Source organism: Stenotrophomonas sp. NPDC077420 (assembly GCF_044543385.1).
Taxonomy (GTDB): Bacteria; Pseudomonadota; Gammaproteobacteria; order Xanthomonadales; family Xanthomonadaceae; genus Stenotrophomonas.
Genome location: NZ_JBITVZ010000033.1, coordinates 1 through 16443 on the forward strand (window position 1 = coordinate 1; position 16443 = coordinate 16443).

The 16443-nt window shown below is 63.6% G+C and carries 12 protein-coding genes, 1 tRNA gene and 1 pseudogene; all 14 read right to left on the bottom strand.

Going from position 1 to position 16443, the window contains the following annotated elements:
• Positions 1-131, bottom strand: a 131-nt coding sequence (locus tag ACIGII_RS19135; protein WP_399657639.1) for a GTP-binding protein, incomplete at its 3' end; no start/stop codon positions are given.
• Between the two features lie 51 nt (positions 132-182).
• Positions 183-2324 carry an elongation factor G gene (fusA, locus tag ACIGII_RS19140; protein WP_399657636.1) on the bottom strand — a complete coding sequence of 714 codons (2142 nt, stop codon included), beginning with the start codon at positions 2322-2324 and terminating at the stop codon, positions 183-185.
• A 135-nt stretch (positions 2325-2459) separates the two neighbouring features.
• Positions 2460-2927, bottom strand: a complete 468-nt coding sequence (gene rpsG, locus ACIGII_RS19145; RefSeq protein ID WP_068849450.1) for a 30S ribosomal protein S7 — start codon at positions 2925-2927, stop codon at positions 2460-2462.
• A gap of 12 nt (positions 2928-2939) precedes the next feature.
• Complete coding sequence (rpsL, locus tag ACIGII_RS19150) at positions 2940-3314, bottom strand: 30S ribosomal protein S12 (protein ID WP_025879344.1); 375 nt, start codon at positions 3312-3314, stop codon at positions 2940-2942.
• A 337-nt stretch (positions 3315-3651) separates the two neighbouring features.
• The gene (gene rpoC / locus ACIGII_RS19155) at positions 3652-7884 is read right to left on the bottom strand and encodes a DNA-directed RNA polymerase subunit beta' (protein ID WP_399641261.1); all 4233 of its coding nucleotides are present in this window, start codon (positions 7882-7884) and stop codon (positions 3652-3654) included.
• 89 nt (positions 7885-7973) lie between these two features.
• Positions 7974-12128, bottom strand: coding sequence for a DNA-directed RNA polymerase subunit beta (gene rpoB, locus ACIGII_RS19160; RefSeq protein WP_399641260.1), 4155 nt, complete (start codon positions 12126-12128; stop codon positions 7974-7976).
• A gap of 328 nt (positions 12129-12456) precedes the next feature.
• Positions 12457-12825 carry a 50S ribosomal protein L7/L12 gene (gene rplL / locus ACIGII_RS19165; RefSeq protein WP_399641257.1) on the bottom strand — a complete coding sequence of 123 codons (369 nt, stop codon included), beginning with the start codon at positions 12823-12825 and terminating at the stop codon, positions 12457-12459.
• Between the two features lie 62 nt (positions 12826-12887).
• On the bottom strand, positions 12888-13427 hold the full coding sequence (gene rplJ / locus ACIGII_RS19170) for a 50S ribosomal protein L10 (RefSeq protein ID WP_399641254.1): 540 nt from the start codon (positions 13425-13427) through the stop codon (positions 12888-12890).
• Between the two features lie 333 nt (positions 13428-13760).
• The gene (gene rplA / locus ACIGII_RS19175) at positions 13761-14459 is read right to left on the bottom strand and encodes a 50S ribosomal protein L1 (RefSeq protein ID WP_070209095.1); all 699 of its coding nucleotides are present in this window, start codon (positions 14457-14459) and stop codon (positions 13761-13763) included.
• A 4-nt stretch (positions 14460-14463) separates the two neighbouring features.
• Positions 14464-14892 carry a 50S ribosomal protein L11 gene (rplK, locus tag ACIGII_RS19180; protein WP_399641251.1) on the bottom strand — a complete coding sequence of 143 codons (429 nt, stop codon included), beginning with the start codon at positions 14890-14892 and terminating at the stop codon, positions 14464-14466.
• Between the two features lie 257 nt (positions 14893-15149).
• Complete coding sequence (gene nusG, locus ACIGII_RS19185) at positions 15150-15710, bottom strand: transcription termination/antitermination protein NusG (RefSeq protein WP_399641249.1); 561 nt, start codon at positions 15708-15710, stop codon at positions 15150-15152.
• Positions 15711-15720: 10 nt separating this feature from the next.
• Positions 15721-16125 (bottom strand): preprotein translocase subunit SecE, encoded by a 405-nt coding sequence (secE, locus tag ACIGII_RS19190; protein WP_399641247.1) that lies wholly within the window; start codon positions 16123-16125, stop codon positions 15721-15723.
• A 44-nt stretch (positions 16126-16169) separates the two neighbouring features.
• Positions 16170-16245: transfer RNA gene (locus tag ACIGII_RS19195), tRNA-Trp, on the bottom strand.
• A gap of 99 nt (positions 16246-16344) precedes the next feature.
• Positions 16345-16443 (bottom strand): annotated as a pseudogene (locus ACIGII_RS19200) (elongation factor Tu); the annotation flags it as partial.

Sequence of the window (16443 nt, forward strand, 5' to 3'; positions counted from 1 at the left end):
ACCTCGCCCCCGACGCGCTCGGCACCGATCTTGGTCAGTGCGGCGGTCAGCGTGGTCTTGCCGTGATCGACGTGACCGATGGTGCCGACGTTGACGTGCGGCTTGGTGCGTTCGAACTTACCCTTTGCCATTGTTGTAACCCTTGAATTTGAAAGAGAGGAGGTGAAGACCCGAGCTTATGCTCAGGCCTTCTTGATCACGGTTTCGGCGATGTTGCTCGGCGCCGGCTCGTAGTGGTCGAATTCCATCGTGAACGTTGCGCGACCCTGGGTCTGCGAACGCAGCGAGGTGGCGTAACCGAACATTTCGCCCAGCGGGATCATCGCGTTGATGATTTCGGCCGAACCGTCACCGGTCACGCTCGAACCCTGCAGCATGCCGCGACGACGGCTCACGTCGCCCATCACGTCACCCTGGTAATCGCTCGGGGTCACGATCTCGACCTTCATGATCGGCTCCAGCAGGACCGGCTTGGCCTTGGAGAAGCCCTGCTTGAAGGCCATCGACGACGCCAGCTTGAACGCCATTTCCGAGGAGTCGACGTCATGGTACGAGCCGAACACCAGCTTCACCTTCACGTCCACGACCGGGAAGCCAGCCAGCGGACCGCTGGTGATGGTTTCGCGCAGGCCCTTTTCGATCGACGGGATGAATTCCTTCGGAATCACACCACCGGTGATGTCGTTGATGAACAGGAAGTCGTCCTTGATCAGCGGGGCGATCTTCGGGTCGGCACGGTCTTCAGCGGTGATCGGCGACAGCTCGATCACGACGTGACCGTACTGACCCTTACCACCGGACTGCTTGGCGTGCTTGTAGTCCGACTTCACGTCCGCGGCCTGGATGGTTTCGCGGTACGCGACCTGCGGCTTGCCGACGTTGGCTTCAACGTTGAACTCGCGCTTCATGCGGTCGACGATGATGTCCAGGTGCAGCTCGCCCATGCCCGAAATGATGGTCTGGCCGGATTCTTCGTCGGTCTTGACGCGGAACGACGGATCTTCCTGGGCCAGACGGCCGAGGGCCAGGCCCATCTTTTCCTGGTCGGACTTGGTCTTCGGCTCGACCGCCATCGAGATCACCGGCTCCGGGAACACCATGCGCTCCAGGATGATCGGGTGATCCTGCGAGCACAGGGTGTCGCCGGTGGTGGTGTCCTTCAGGCCCACGGCCGCGGCGATGTCGCCCGCCAGCACTTCCTTGATCTCTTCGCGATCATTGGAGTGCATCTGCAGGATGCGGCCGATGCGCTCCTTCTTGCCCTTGACCGAGTTCAGCAGCTGGTCGCCGGCATTCAGGGTGCCCGAGTAGACACGGAAGAAGGTCAGCGCGCCCACGAACGGATCGGTGATGATCTTGAAGGCCAGCGCCGAGAACGGCGCCTTGTCGTCAGACTTGCGGCTCAGCGCGACGGATTCGTCGTCCACATCGGTACCGGTCACGTCCGGCACGTCGATCGGCGACGGCAGCAGCTGCACCACGCCGTCCAGCATGGCCTGCACGCCCTTGTTCTTGAACGCCGAGCCGCAGTACATCGGGACGATGTCGGTGGCCAGGGTACGCGCGCGCAGCGCCGAGACGATTTCGTCTTCGGTCAGCTCTTCGCCACCCAGGTACTTCTCCATCAGCTCTTCGCTGGCTTCGGCCGCGGCTTCGATCATGTAGGTACGGGCTTCGTCAGCCTCGGCCTGCAGCTCAGCCGGAATCTCCAGGTACTCGAACTTCATGCCCTGCGACGCTTCATCCCAATGGATGGCCTTCATCTTGAGCAGGTCGACCACGCCCTTGAAGCCTTCTTCAGCGCCGATCGGCAGCTGCATCGGCACGGCGACGGCACCCAGCTTGGCCTTCAGCTGGCCCACGACCTTGCTGAAGTTGGCACCGGTACGGTCCATCTTGTTGACGAACGCGATGCGCGGCACCTTGTAGCGGTTGGCCTGGCGCCACACGGTCTCGGACTGCGGCTGCACGCCACCGACGGCGCACAGCACGAACACCGCACCGTCGAGCACGCGCAGCGAGCGCTCCACTTCGATGGTGAAGTCGACGTGCCCGGGGGTGTCGATGATGTTGAAGCGGTGCTCCGGCAGGGACTTGTCGATGCCCTTCCAGAACGCGGTGTTGTCAGCGGACTGGTTCGTGATGCCACGCTCCTGCTCATTCTCCATCCTGTTCATGGTGTCGGCGCCGTCATGCACTTCACCGATCTTGTGGCTCTTGCCGGTGTAGAACAGGATGCGTTCGGACGTGGTGGTCTTGCCGGCATCGATGTGAGCCATGATGCCGAAGTTGCGGTAACGCTCGATGGGAGTGGTGCGGGCCACGGGAGCCTCTCGATTTCTTGGAATTCGGATGGCCGAACGCCGCCTTTCGGCGGCCTTCGGATTGGCGCGGCACCCCAGGTGCCGCAGGCAGCACCTAGATGGTGCTGCCGTGCCTGTTTTGCAAGGCCGTCAAACTCACCAGCGGTAGTGGGCGAATGCCTTGTTGGCTTCGGCCATGCGGTGGGTTTCTTCGCGCTTCTTGATCGCGCCGCCGCGGTTTTCCGAGGCGTCCAGCAGTTCTGCAGCCAGCTTCTTCGGCATGGTGTTCTCACCACGCTTGCGGGCCGAGTCGATCAGCCAGCGCATGGCCAGGGCCATCTTGCGCGACGAACGCACTTCGACCGGCACCTGGTAGGTCGCACCGCCGACGCGGCGGGACTTCACTTCGACCGACGGAGCCACGTTGTCCAGAGCCTTCTGCACCAGCTCGATGGAGTTCGGGTTCTTTTCGCTGATCACGTCCATGGCGCCATAGACGATCTTTTCAGCGACCGACTTCTTGCCGCTCAGCATCACCATGTTGATGAAGCGCGCGATGGTTTCACTTCCGTGCTTCGGATCCGGCAGGACAGAGCGCTGCGGCGTATTACCTTTACGAGACATGTGTACTTTCCCTTAGCTCTTCGGACGCTTGGCGCCGTACTTGGAACGGCCCTGGCGACGCTTGGCAACGCCCGAGGCGTCCAGCGAACCACGAACGGTGTGGTAACGCACACCCGGCAGGTCCTTGACGCGACCGCCGCGGATCAGGACCACGGAGTGCTCCTGCAGGTTGTGGCCTTCGCCACCGATGTAGCTGATGACCTCTTCCTGGTTGGTCAGGCGGACCTTGGCAACCTTGCGGAGGGCCGAGTTCGGCTTCTTCGGGGTGGTGGTGTACACACGGGTGCAGACGCCGCGGCGCTGCGGGCACTTTTCAAGAGCCGGGGAGGCGCTCTTGTAAGTGGTTGCCTGCCGCGGCTTGCGGACAAGCTGATTGATCGTCGCCATCAGTAAGTTCTTCTGAGAGAGGCCGAGGGAAAAACGGCCATGAATGCGGAAATGTGCGAGCAGGCCCTGAAAACCGGCCTGCTGAGACAGACGATTGTAGCAACCCTCCGAAAACGCGGTCAACCGCGCGCACGAAAGGCCAGCCCTGATCCCGGGCCGTTACTGGGGCGCCTTCTCCTTGCCCCCCGTTCAGGTTGTCTACCAGTCCTGGTGAGGACCGGCGGGCATCCTACAGCATTGGTGGCGGGAATGCCACCGCTGCCCGTTTCAGGTGTCGTCCGACCAACGGTCGGCCGCTACCCGAGGCGGTCCGGCCCTTACGGGCCGGACCGGTTTCTTACTCTTCGCCAGCTGCCGACTCAGCGTCGGCCGATTCCACCGCCGGCGCCGCCACTTCAGCCACGACCGGGGTGCCGGCCAGGGTCTGCATTTCCGACTCGGTCAGCCCGGAGGCGTTGCGACGACGGTTGGCGTGGTAGGCCAGGCCGGTACCGGCCGGGATCAGACGGCCGACGATCACGTTTTCCTTCAGGCCGCGCAGGTTGTCCGAGGTGCCGCGAACGGCCGCTTCGGTCAGCACGCGGGTGGTTTCCTGGAACGACGCCGCCGAAATGAACGACTCGGTGGCCAGCGAGGCCTTGGTGATGCCCAGCAGGACCGGGTCGAAACGGGCGATCAGCTCGTTGCGGGTGGTCAGGCGTGCATTTTCCTCGATGACGCGCTGGCGCTCGGCCTGCTCGCCATTCAGGAACTTGCTGCTGCCCTGGTCGGTGATCTCGACCTTGCGCAGCATCTGGCGGGTGATCACTTCAATGTGCTTGTCGTTGATCTTCACGCCCTGCAGGCGGTACACGTCCTGGATTTCCTTGACCAGGTAGGCCGCCAGCGGTTCGACACCCAGCAGGCGCAGGATGTCCTGCGGGCTCGGCTCGCCGTCCACGATGGTTTCGCCCTTGGTCACGTGCTCGCCTTCGAACACGATCACCTGGCGGTACTTCGGGATCAGCTCTTCGTGTTCCGAACCATCGGTGTCCTTGATGATCAGGCGCTGCTTGCCCTTGGTGTCCTTGCCGAAGCTGATGATGCCCGAACGCTCGGCCAGGATCGCCGGATCCTTCGGCTTGCGCGCTTCGAACAGATCGGCCACGCGCGGCAGACCACCGGTGATGTCGCGGGTCTTGGACGCCTCCTGCGGGATCTTGGCGACCACGTCGCCCACGCCGACGGCGGCGCCGTCCTGCAGGTTGACGATGGAGCGCGGCGGCAGCAGGTACTGGGCCGGCAGGTCGGTGTTCGGGATGGTCAGGTCATTGCCCTTGGCATCCACGATACGCACGATCGGGCGCAGTTCCTTGGCCTGCGAACCACGACGCTTCGGGTCGGTGATTTCACGCGACGCCAGGCCGGTCAGTTCGTCGGTCTTCTCGATGACGGTGACGCCGTCGATGAAGTCGATGAAGCGGATGAAACCGGCCACTTCCGAAACGATCGGGTGGTTATGCGGATCCCAGTTGGCCACGGTCTGGCCAGCCTTGACCGCATCGCCGTCCTTGGACGCGATCATCGAGCCGTACGGCAGCTTGTAGCGCTCGCGCTCACGGCCATGGGCGTCGAGCACCGAGATTTCACCCGAGCGCGAGACCGCCACCAGCGAACCGTTGGCGTGTTCGACCGACTTGAGGTTGTTGAACTTCACCGAACCGGTGGTCTTGACCGTGATGTTGTCCACGGCTGCCGCACGCGATGCCGCACCACCGATGTGGAACGTACGCATGGTCAGCTGGGTACCCGGCTCACCGATCGACTGCGCGGCGATGACGCCGACCGCTTCACCGATGTTGACCAGGTGGCCGCGGGCCAGGTCGCGACCGTAGCAGTTGGCGCACACGCCGAAGGCGGATTCGCAGCTGATGGTCGAACGCACCTTGATGCTCTGCACGCCGGCGTCTTCCAGCTTGGCGACCCAGGCTTCGTCGAGCAGGGTATTGCGGGTCACGATCGGATCTTCGTCGTTGCCCGGCAGGAACACGTCCTCGGCCACGACACGACCCAGCACGCGGTCCTTCAACGGCTCCACGACGTCGCCGCCTTCCACGATCGGAGTCATGGTCAGGCCTTCGGTGGTACCGCAATCCACTTCGGTGATGACCACGTCCTGCGCCACGTCGACCAGGCGGCGGGTCAGGTAACCCGAGTTCGCGGTCTTCAGCGCGGTATCGGCCAGACCCTTACGGGCACCGTGGGTGGAGTTGAAGTACTCCTGCACGTTCAGGCCTTCACGGAAGTTCGCCTTGATGGGCGTTTCGATGATCGAGCCATCCGGACGCGCCATCAGGCCACGCATGCCGGCCAGCTGGCGGATCTGCGCCTGCGAACCACGCGCACCGGAGTCGGCCATGATGTACAGCGAGTTCATCGACTTCTGGTCGATGGTCTCGCCCTTGGCGTTGACCACCTTCTCGGTACCAATGGTGTCCATCATCGCCTTGGCGATGCGTTCATTGGTACGCGACCAGATGTCGACCACCTTGTTGTAGCGCTCGCCGGCGGTGACCAGGCCCGACTGGTACTGCTCCTGGATTTCCAGCACTTCGGCTTCGGCCTCGGTGAGGATGCCGCGCTTCTCGTCCGGGATCAGCATGTCGTCGATGCCGATCGACACGCCGGCGCGGGTTGCGTAGGCGAAGCCGGTGTACATCAGCTTGTCGGCGAACACCACGGTGTCCTTCAAGCCCAGCTGGCGGTAGCTGGAGTTGATCAGGCGGCTGATGTTCTTCTTGGTCAGCTCGGTGTTGGCCAGCGCGAACGGCAGGCCTTCCGGCAGGATTTCGGCCAGCAGGGCGCGACCGATCGTGGTGTCCACGATCGAGGCCTTCTTCTGCTTGTCGCCGTTCTCGTCGGTCACCACTTCGGTGATGCGGACCTTGACCTTCGCGTGCAGTTCCACCACGCGGTTGTCGTAGGCGCGCTTGACTTCAGCGATGTTGGCGAAGGCCATGCCCTCGCCCTTCTTGTTTTCCAGGGCGCGGGTCATGTAGTACAGACCCAGCACCACGTCCTGCGACGGCACGATGATCGGCTCGCCGTTGGCCGGCGACAGGATGTTGTTGGTCGACATCATCAGCGCACGCGCTTCCAGCTGGGCTTCCAGCGAGAGCGGCACGTGGACGGCCATCTGGTCACCGTCGAAGTCGGCGTTGAACGCGGTGCAGACCAGCGGGTGCAGCTGGATGGCCTTGCCCTCGATCAGCACCGGCTCGAACGCCTGGATGCCCAGGCGGTGCAGGGTCGGCGCACGGTTCAGCATCACCGGGTGTTCGCGGATGACCTCTTCCAGGATGTCCCAGACTTCGGCTTCTTCGCGCTCGACCAGCTTCTTGGCGGCCTTGATGGTGGTGGCCAGGCCACGACGCTGCAGCTTGGCGAACACGAACGGCTTGAACAGTTCCAGCGCCATCTTCTTCGGCAGGCCGCACTGGTGCAGGCGCAGGTACGGACCGACCACGATGACCGAACGGCCCGAGTAGTCCACGCGCTTGCCCAGCAGGTTCTGGCGGAAGCGGCCCTGCTTGCCCTTGATCATGTCGGCCAGCGACTTCAGCGGGCGCTTGTTGGTGCCGGTGATGGCACGGCCACGACGGCCGTTGTCCAGCAGCGCATCGACCGATTCCTGCAGCATGCGCTTTTCATTGCGCACGATGATGTCCGGCGCGTTCAGCTCGAGCAGGCGGCGCAGGCGGTTGTTGCGGTTGATGACGCGGCGGTACAGGTCGTTCAGGTCGGAGGTCGCGAAGCGGCCGCCATCCAGCGGCACCAGCGGACGCAGGTCCGGCGGCAGCACGGGCAGCACGGTCATGACCATCCATTCCGGACGGTTGCCCGATTCCAGGAAGGCTTCGACCAGCTTGATGCGCTTGGTGAGGCGCTTGAGCTTGGTTTCCGAACCGGTGCTGGCGATTTCTTCGCGCAGGCGGGTCATTTCCGACTGCAGGTCGATGGTGCGCAGCAGCTCGTACACGGCCTCGGCGCCCATGGCGGCATCGAAGTCGTCGCCGTGCTCCTGGCGCGCCTGCAGGAACTGTTCTTCGGTCAGCAGCTGGCGGCGCTCCAGGGCGGTCAGGCCCGGCTCGGTCACCACGTAGGCTTCGAAGTACAGCACGCGCTCGATGTCGCGCAGGGTCATGTCCAGCATCAGGCCGATGCGCGACGGCAGCGACTTGAGGAACCAGATGTGCGCGACCGGCGAGGCCAGGTCGATGTGGCCCATGCGCTCGCGACGCACCTTGGCCAGGGTCACTTCGGTGCCGCACTTTTCGCAGACCACGCCGCGGTGCTTCATGCGCTTGTACTTGCCGCACAGGCACTCGTAGTCCTTGACCGGCCCGAAGATGGCGGCGCAGAACAGGCCGTCACGCTCCGGCTTGAAGGTACGGTAGTTGATGGTTTCCGGCTTCTTCACTTCGCCGAAGGACCACGAACGGATCAGGTCCGGCGAGGCCAGCGCGATCTTGATCGCGTCGAAGTCCAGCGTCTGGCGCTGCTGGTTGAAGAGGTTGAGCAGGTCTTTCATGGTGTTTCTCCGAAAGGAGGAAATCTTTGTCGATGGGCTGTCGGGTCACTGCTGGCGGCGCGGCTGCCGGGGCAGCCGCGCCTGCGCGATCAGTTGTCTTCCAGTTCCATGTTGATGGCCAGCGAGCGGATTTCCTTCAGGAGCACGTTGAAGGATTCCGGCATGCCCGCGACCATCTCGTGCTCACCGTCGACGATGTTCTTGTACATCTGGTTGCGGCCCTGCACGTCATCGGACTTCACCGTCAGCATTTCCTGCAGGGTGTAGGCCGCGCCGTAGGCTTCCAGCGCCCAGACTTCCATTTCGCCGAAGCGCTGGCCACCGAACTGCGCCTTGCCGCCCAGCGGCTGCTGGGTAACGAGCGAGTACGGACCGGTCGAACGCGCGTGCATCTTGTCGTCGACCAGGTGGTTCAGCTTCAGGTAGTGCATGTAACCCACGGTGGTGTGGCGGTCGAACGCTTCACCGGTGCGGCCGTCGTACAGCTGGGTCTGGCCACTGCTCGGCAGTTCGGCCAGTTCCAGCATGCGCTTGATTTCCGCTTCGGTGGCACCGTCGAACACCGGGGTCGCCATCGGCACGCCGTCGGTCAGGTTGCCGGCCAGGCGCAGCAGTTCCTCGTCGCTGAACTGGGTCAGGTCGACGTGGTTGGCATGCTGGGTCTTGTCGTGGTTGTACACCTCGTCCAGGAACTTGCGCAGGTCGTTGATCGCGGCCTGGGCCTCGAGCATGCCCTGGATCTTGCGACCCAGGCCCTTCGCCGCCCAGCCCAGGTGCACTTCCAGGATCTGGCCGATGTTCATGCGCGACGGCACGCCCAGCGGGTTCAGCACGATGTCCACGGTCTCGCCCGAGGCCATGTACGGCATGTCCTCGACCGGCACCACGTTGGAGACCACACCCTTGTTGCCGTGGCGGCCTGCCATCTTGTCGCCCGGCTGGATGCGGCGCTTCACGGCCAGGAACACCTTGACCATCTTCAGCACGCCCGGGGCGAGGTCGTCGCCGGCGGTGATCTTGCCGCGCTTGTCGGCGAAGCGACGCTCGAATTCCTTCTCGTGCGCCTGGATCTGCTTCTGGGCGCGCTCGATGGCTTCGGACGCATCATCGTCCTTCATGCGCAGGGCGAACCAATCGGCCTTCTTCAGGCCGTCCAGGTAGGCGTCGGTGATGGTGTCGCCCTTCTTCAGGTTGGCACCGCCATTGGCGACCTTGCCCACGATCTGCGAGCGCAGACGGGCGTAGATCGCGCCTTCCAGGATCCGGAACTGGTCGTCGAAGTCCTTCTTGACGCGCTTGATCTCGCTTTCCTCGATCTGGCGCGCACGCTTGTCCTTCTCGATGCCGTCGCGGGTGAAGACCTGCACGTCGATGACGGTGCCGTCCATGCCCGGCGGCACGCGCAGCGAGCTGTCCTTAACGTCGGAGGCCTTCTCGCCGAAGATCGCGCGCAGCAGCTTCTCTTCCGGGGTCAGCTGGCTCTCGCCCTTCGGCGTGACCTTGCCGACCATGATGTCGCCGGCGCGCACTTCGGCACCGATGTACACCACGCCCGATTCGTCCAGGCGGTTCAGCGCCTGCTCGGACACGTTCGGGATGTCGGCCGAGATTTCTTCCGGCCCCAGCTTGGTGTCGCGCGCAACGCAGGTCAGTTCTTCGATGTGGATCGTGGTGTAACGATCCTCTTCCACCACGCGCTCGGACAGCAGGATGGAGTCTTCGAAGTTGTAGCCGTTCCACGGCATGAACGCGATCAGCATGTTCTGGCCCAGGGCCAGTTCACCGATGTCGGTGGACGGGCCATCGGCCAGCACGTCGCCACGCGCGATCACGTCGCCCACTTCCACCAGCGGGCGCTGGTTGATGCAGGTGTTCTGGTTGGAACGGGTGTACTTGATCAGGTTGTAGATATCCACGCCCGCGTCGGTCGCGTCGGTGATCTCCACTTCGTTGACCTTGACCACGATGCGGCCGGCGTCGATCTGCACGATCTCGCCGCCACGACGGGCGTTCACGGTCACACCCGAGTCACGGGCCACGGCGCGTTCGATGCCGGTACCCACCAGCGGCTTCTGCGCACGCAGGGTCGGCACGGCCTGGCGCTGCATGTTGGCGCCCATCAGTGCACGGTTGGCGTCATCGTGCTCCAGGAACGGCACCAGCGCGGCGGCGATCGACACGGTCTGCATCGGCGAGACGTCCATGAAGTGGACTTCCGCCGGCGGCTTCAGCAGCGACTCACCCTGGAACCGGCACGGCACGAACTGCTCGGTGAGCGTGTTCCTGGCATCGGTCAGGGCATTGGCCTGGGCGATGACGTATTCGTTTTCTTCGATGGCCGACAGGAACTCGATCTCGTCGGAGACCACGCCGTCATGCACCTTGCGGTACGGGGTTTCCAGGAAGCCGTACTGGTTGGTGCGGGCGTACACGGCCAGCGAGTTGATCAGGCCGATGTTCGGGCCTTCCGGGGTTTCGATGGTGCAGACGCGGCCGTAATGGGTCGGGTGCACGTCGCGCACTTCGAAGCCGGCACGCTCACGGGTCAGGCCGCCCGGGCCCAGGGCCGAGACGCGACGCTTGTGGGTGACTTCCGACAGCGGGTTGTTCTGGTCCATGAACTGGGACAGCTGCGAGGAGCCGAAGAACTCCTTGATGGCAGCGGCGACCGGCTTGGCGTTGATCAGCTCCTGCGGGGTCAGGCCTTCGGATTCGGCCATCGACAGACGCTCCTTGACCGCGCGCTCGACGCGGACCAGGCCCACGCGGAACACGTTCTCGGCCATTTCGCCAACCGAACGCACGCGACGGTTGCCCAGGTGGTCGATGTCATCGACCACGCCGCGACCGTTGCGGATCTCGGTGAGGACCTTGATCACGTCCAGGATGTCGGAGCTGTCGCCGTGCTCGGCGACCAGGCGCTTGGACTCTTCGTCGTTGCGCTCGCCGAAGTACTTGCGGTCGTACAGCACCGCTTCACCGGTGACTTCCTTGCGGCCGACACGACGGTTGAACTTCATGCGGCCAACCGTGGACAGGTCGTAGCGCTCGAAGGTGAAGAACAGGTTGTGGAACAGGTTCTGCGCGGCGTCCTTGGTCGGCGGCTCGCCCGGACGCATCATGCGATAGATTTCGACCAGCGCTTCGAGCTGGGTCTTGGTCGGATCGATGCGCAGGGTGTTGGACAGGTACGGGCCACGATCCAGATCGTTCACCCACAGGGTGCCCACGGCATCCACGCCGGCCTTGCGGAAGGCCTGCAGCTGCTCGTCGGTGATTTCGTCGTTGGCCTGGGCCAGCAGTTCGCCGGTGCCCGCGTCGACCACGTCGTGCGACAGGATGCGGCCGACGATGTAATCGTCCGGCACGGCCAGGGCGGCAATGCCCGAGGCTTCCAGCTGCTTCACGTGGCGCGCGGTGATGCGCTTGCCGGCTTCGACGATGACCTTGTCGCCGTCGGCCAGGTCGAAGTTCAGGGTCTCGCCGCGCAGGCGCTCGGAGACCAGTTCGAGCTGCACGCCTTCATCGGGATTGATGTGGAAGGTGTTGATCTCGAAGAACTCGGCCAGCATCTCTTCGTTGCTGTAGCCCAGCGCACGCAGCAGGATCGACACCGGCAGCTTGCGGCGACGGTCGATACGGGTGAACAGCGCGTCCTTCGGGTCGAACTCGAAGTCCAGCCACGAGCCGCGGTACGGGATGATGCGGGCGCTGTACAGCAGCTTGCCCGAGCTGTGGGTCTTGCCACGGTCGTGGTCGAAGAACACGCCCGGCGAGCGGTGCAGCTGCGAGACGATGACGCGCTCGGTGCCGTTGACGATGAAGGTGCCGTTGTCGGTCATCAGCGGAATTTCGCCGAGGTAGACCTCCTGCTCCTTCACGTACTTGATGGCCTTGGTGGACGACTCGCGGTCGTAGATCACCAGGCGCACGGTGACGCGCAGCGGCGCGCCGTAGCTCATGCCACGCTGGCGGCACTCACGCTCGTCGAAGACCGGGTCGCCCAGCTTGTAGCCCACGTATTCCAGGGCAGCGTTGCCGCTGTAGCTGGCGATCGGGAACACCGACTTCAGGGCGGCGTGCAGGCCCAGGTCACGGCGCTTGGCCGGATCGATGTTTTCCTGCAGGAACTCGCGATAGGAATCCACCTGGATGGCCAGCAGGAACGGCACTTCGAGGATCGAGCGCTGCTTGCCGAAGTCCTTGCGGATACGCTTCTTTTCGGTGAACGAATAGGACGTCATGGGTCTCACCTTGGCTGTGCGGGCCGGCACCAGACGGCGCGGCCCGAAGGGAACATAAAAATTGTCAGTTGGAAGTCGCTGGTATTGCCGGCACCAGCACGCCTTCTTTTGCTACTTCCAACTGCCAACTCGTCTGGATCTGGCGCCGGGCTGGCGCGCCTGGGGCGCTGCCGTTGCGAGGCGTGGACCGCAGCCCGTGTTGGGCTTGTACTACGGGTGGAGCAGCCGACCCGCGGTCGGCCCTGACGCAACAACGACCAAAGGCCAGGGGCTTACGCCCCCAGCCTTGGCTGCATCGCCGTGTATCGATGGCGAGGCAAGGAACTGCTTACTTGACTTCGACAGTCGCGCCAGCAGCTTCCAGATCCTTCTTGAACTTGGCAGCGTCGTCCTTCGAGGCCGCTTCCTTGATCATGCCACCGGCTTCGGTCAGATCCTTGGCTTCCTTCAGGCCCAGGCCGGTGATGGCGCGGACGGCCTTGATGACGTCGACCTTCTTGTCGCCGGCGCTCTTCAGGATGACGTCGAATTCGGTCTGCTCTTCAACGGCAGCGGCCGGGCCGGCAGCAGCAGCTGCGGCAACCGGAGCAGCGGCGGAGACGCCGAACTTCTCTTCGATGGCCTTGACCAGCTCCATCACCTGCATCAGGGTCATCTCGGCGACGGCATCGACGATCTGTTCATTGGTAAGGGACATTTTGATTACCTTTCTTTGATTTTCTGGATTGAGGTTCCGTTCGGAACCACGAAAGCGTCGACTCAGGCGGTCTCGGCGACCGGTTCGGCAGCGTCAGCAGCAGCGGCGTCGCCGCCCCCCTGCTTGTCGCCGACGGCCTTGATGGCGCGCGCGAACATTGCGGCCGGCTCGGACAGCACGCGGGCCAGCATGGCCAGGGCCTGGTCACGGGTCGGCAGCGATGCCAGCACTTCGACGTGGCTTGCCGGGAACACTTCACCACCGATCGCAACGAGCTTGGCCTTGAGCTTGTCGTTGGTCTTGGCGGCATCCTTGATCAGGCGACCGGCTGCGCCGGGCTCCTCGAGCGAGAACGCGTACAGCAGCGGACCGGTCATCTGGTCCTGTGCCACGGCGAATTCGGTGCCTTCAACGGCGCGCGAGGCCAGGGTGTTCTTGACAACTTTCAAGAAAACGCCGGTTTCGCGGGCCTGCTTGCGCATCGCGGTCATCTGGGAGACCGTGGTGCCAGCATATTCGGCTGCGATCAAGGAGTGGGCCTTGGCAGCGATGTCCGCGACCTCAGCGACTACTTCTTGCTTCTGGGACAGATTGAGAGCCATTGCACTCCTCCAATTGAACTCCGCTTACGGCTCCTGCCGTGTGCGGTCCTGGGCAGCATCCATCCTGGACACTGGGAACATCGGGACGATGTTCCAAGGGTGGGCCGTTCTAGACCTGGATGGCCAACCTGGGTGAACCCAGACGTGCGTAAACCAGAAAAACTCCAGAAGGGCACCATCTACGCAGGGTGATTCCCGGAGGAATCGATTAAGCAGCGGCACGAAGCCCCCGCCCCAGCGGTCTTTGACGGCTATCGTCGCGGGACGGACCCGCTCGGATTGCCTTCAAATGTCACGGATCCGCGGCCGAAGCCACGGACCCGCTTGAAACGATTACTTCAGGCTCAGCGACGACTGGTCGACGGTGACGCCCGGGCCCATCGTCGAGCTGACCGAAACCTTCTGCAGGTAGGTGCCCTTCGAGGTCGCCGGCTTGGCCTTGATCAGGTCCTGCAGCAGCGCCTGCAGGTTCGACTTCAGCGCGTCTTCGGCGAAGTCGGCCTTGCCGATGGTGCAGTGGATGATGCCGGCCTTGTCGGTGCGGTAACGGACCTGACCCGACTTGGCATTCTTGACGGCTTCGCCCGGGTTGGCCGACACGGTGCCGACCTTCGGGTTCGGCATCAGGCCGCGCGGGCCGAGCACGGTGCCCAGCTTACCGACGACGCGCATGGCGTCCGGGGTCGCGATGACGACGTCATAGTTCAGATCGCCGGCCTGCATCTTCTCGGCCAGGTCGTCCATGCCGACGGCTTCGGCGCCAGCGGCCAGGGCTTCGTCAGCCTTGGCACCGGCCGGGGCGAACACGGCAACGCGCACGCTCTTGCCGGTACCGGCCGGCAGCACGGTCGAACCGCGCACCTGCTGGTCGGACTTCTTGGCGTCCACGCCCAGGCGCACGGCAACGTCGAAGGACTCGACGAACTTGGCCTTGGTGGCGGTCTTCAGGATCTTGATCGCGTCCTCGAAGGCGTAAGCCTTGCCCGGGACGACGGCGGCCTTGATGGCCTTCTCACGCTTGGTCTGTGCCATCTTCTTAACCCTCTACCACAAGGCCCATGGAACGGGCAGAACCAGCGATGGTACGCACGGCGGCGTCCAGGTCGGCGGCAGTCAGATCCGGTTCCTTCGCCTTGGCGATCTCTTCCAGCTGCTTGCGGCTCACCTTGCCCACCTTGTCGGTGTTCGGCTTCTTGGAGCCGGAGGTGATGCCAGCGGCCTTCTTGAGCAGGGTGGTGGCCGGGGTGCTCTTGGTGATGAAGGTGAAGGTACGGTCCGAATAGGCCGTGATGATCACCGGAACCGGCAGACCCGGCTCGAGCTTCTGCGTGGCGGCATTGAAGGCCTTGCAGAATTCCATGATGTTCAGGCCACGCTGACCCAGCGCGGGACCGACCGGCGGCGAGGGGTTGGCCTGACCGGCCTTCACCTGCAGCTTGATGTAACCAACTACTTTCTTTGCCATGTGAATACTCTCCGGGTGCTAGCGCCTTGCGACCACAGGCTCCCCATCGGACCGGGAATGTCGCGTCCCGGCATCGCGTTTTGAATTCATGCAGAAGGCCACCTTGCGGCGGCCCCATGTTTTTGCCAGCTACCTGGCAGGAAGCCGCGCACTATATCAGGTTTTTTGGCGGGTGTCTGAACGCGCTTCCGGCATCGCAGCCCCGCAGGGCGTGACCCTACGGGGTGGAGCGGGGCCCTGCCCCGCTGCAGGGTAGATCAGACCTGCTTTTCGACCTGACCGAACTCGAGCTCGACCGGGGTGGCGCGACCGAAGATCAGCACCGAGACGCGCAGGCGGCTCTTTTCGTAGTTGACCTCTTCCACGACGCCATTGAAGTCGTTGAACGGGCCTTCGGTCACGCGGACCATCTGGCCCGGCTCGAACAGCACCTTCGGACGCGGCTTCTCCACACCTTCCTGAACGCGATTCAGGATGGCCTCAGCCTCGGAATCGGCGATCGGCAGCGGACGATCCGCCGTGCCACCGATGAAGCCCATCACCTTGGACGTGTCCTTCACCAGGTGCCAGCTTTCGTTGTCGATGCGCGGAATGCCGTTTTCGTCGTGGGTTTCGATCTGGACCAGCACGTAGCCGGGGAAGAACTTGCGCTCGGAACGGCGCTTCTGGCCGGAACGCATTTCAACCACCTCTTCGGTGGGCACCAGCACGTCACCGAACAGCTCCTGCTTTTCATCGCGCACGATGCGGTCGCGCAGGGCCTGGGCGACACTCTTCTCGAAGCCTGAATAGGCGTGAACCACATACCAACGCTTCACAGGTTTCTCCTTATCGACCCAGGAACCACTGGATCGCTTTCTGAATCACGAAGTCGAAACCGCCGAGAAGGAGGCTGAGGATGATCACCACGACCATCACCACCCAGGTCATGCGAATGGCTTCCTGGCGCGTTGGCCAGACCACCTTGCGCAGCTCGAAGCGGGATTCGGAAAGAAACTCGCGGATGTCTCGACCCTTGGCGGTCAGCATGAACACGGCAAGGCCGGCGATCAGGCCCACGGCCACGCCAAGGCCGCGCAGCGGACCGGACCAGGCATTCTGGGCGGCATGCTCGGGTGCGCCGAACCAGAACCACGCAAAAAGACCCGCAAGTGCCAGGAGCACTGCGGCGGCGTATTTCACGATGTCACCCCCGGTGGAGGTGTCCTTGGAATGCTCGATCTTGCTGTTCATCCGGCTCTGGCTGCTGAGGCGGCATGGCCGCTGGAAGGGAGAAGTGGCACGCCAGGAGGGACTCGAACCCCCAACCTGCGGTTTTGGAGACCGCTGCTCTGCCAATTGAGCTACTGGCGTACTGAAAAACTGCCTTCCCTTAGACAGCGAAGGCGGACCGGGGTTCCCGGCCCGCCGTTCGCGAGACCGGCAGCGCTGGGCTGCCGCCGGTGGTACAGATTACTCGATGATCTTGGAGACCACGCCGGCGCCGACGGTACGGCCGCCTTCGCGGATCGCGAAGCGCAGGCCTTCGTCCATCGCGACCGGGTTGATCAG

What these genes read in the sequence shown, in the direction of transcription:
- rpsL (WP_025879344.1), bottom strand. Translation starts at nt 3,314, where the DNA reads ATGGCGACGATCAATCAGCTTGTCCGCAAGCCGCGGCAGGCAACCACT.
- secE (WP_399641247.1), bottom strand. Translation starts at nt 16,125, where the DNA reads ATGAACAGCAAGATCGAGCATTCCAAGGACACCTCCACCGGGGGTGAC.
- rplA (WP_070209095.1), bottom strand. Translation starts at nt 14,459, where the DNA reads ATGGCACAGACCAAGCGTGAGAAGGCCATCAAGGCCGCCGTCGTCCCG.
- rpoB (WP_399641260.1), bottom strand. Translation starts at nt 12,128, where the DNA reads ATGACGTCCTATTCGTTCACCGAAAAGAAGCGTATCCGCAAGGACTTC.
- rpsG (WP_068849450.1), bottom strand. Translation starts at nt 2,927, where the DNA reads ATGTCTCGTAAAGGTAATACGCCGCAGCGCTCTGTCCTGCCGGATCCG.
- rplJ (WP_399641254.1), bottom strand. Translation starts at nt 13,427, where the DNA reads ATGGCTCTCAATCTGTCCCAGAAGCAAGAAGTAGTCGCTGAGGTCGCG.
- rplL (WP_399641257.1), bottom strand. Translation starts at nt 12,825, where the DNA reads ATGTCCCTTACCAATGAACAGATCGTCGATGCCGTCGCCGAGATGACC.
- rpoC (WP_399641261.1), bottom strand. Translation starts at nt 7,884, where the DNA reads ATGAAAGACCTGCTCAACCTCTTCAACCAGCAGCGCCAGACGCTGGAC.
- rplK (WP_399641251.1), bottom strand. Translation starts at nt 14,892, where the DNA reads ATGGCAAAGAAAGTAGTTGGTTACATCAAGCTGCAGGTGAAGGCCGGT.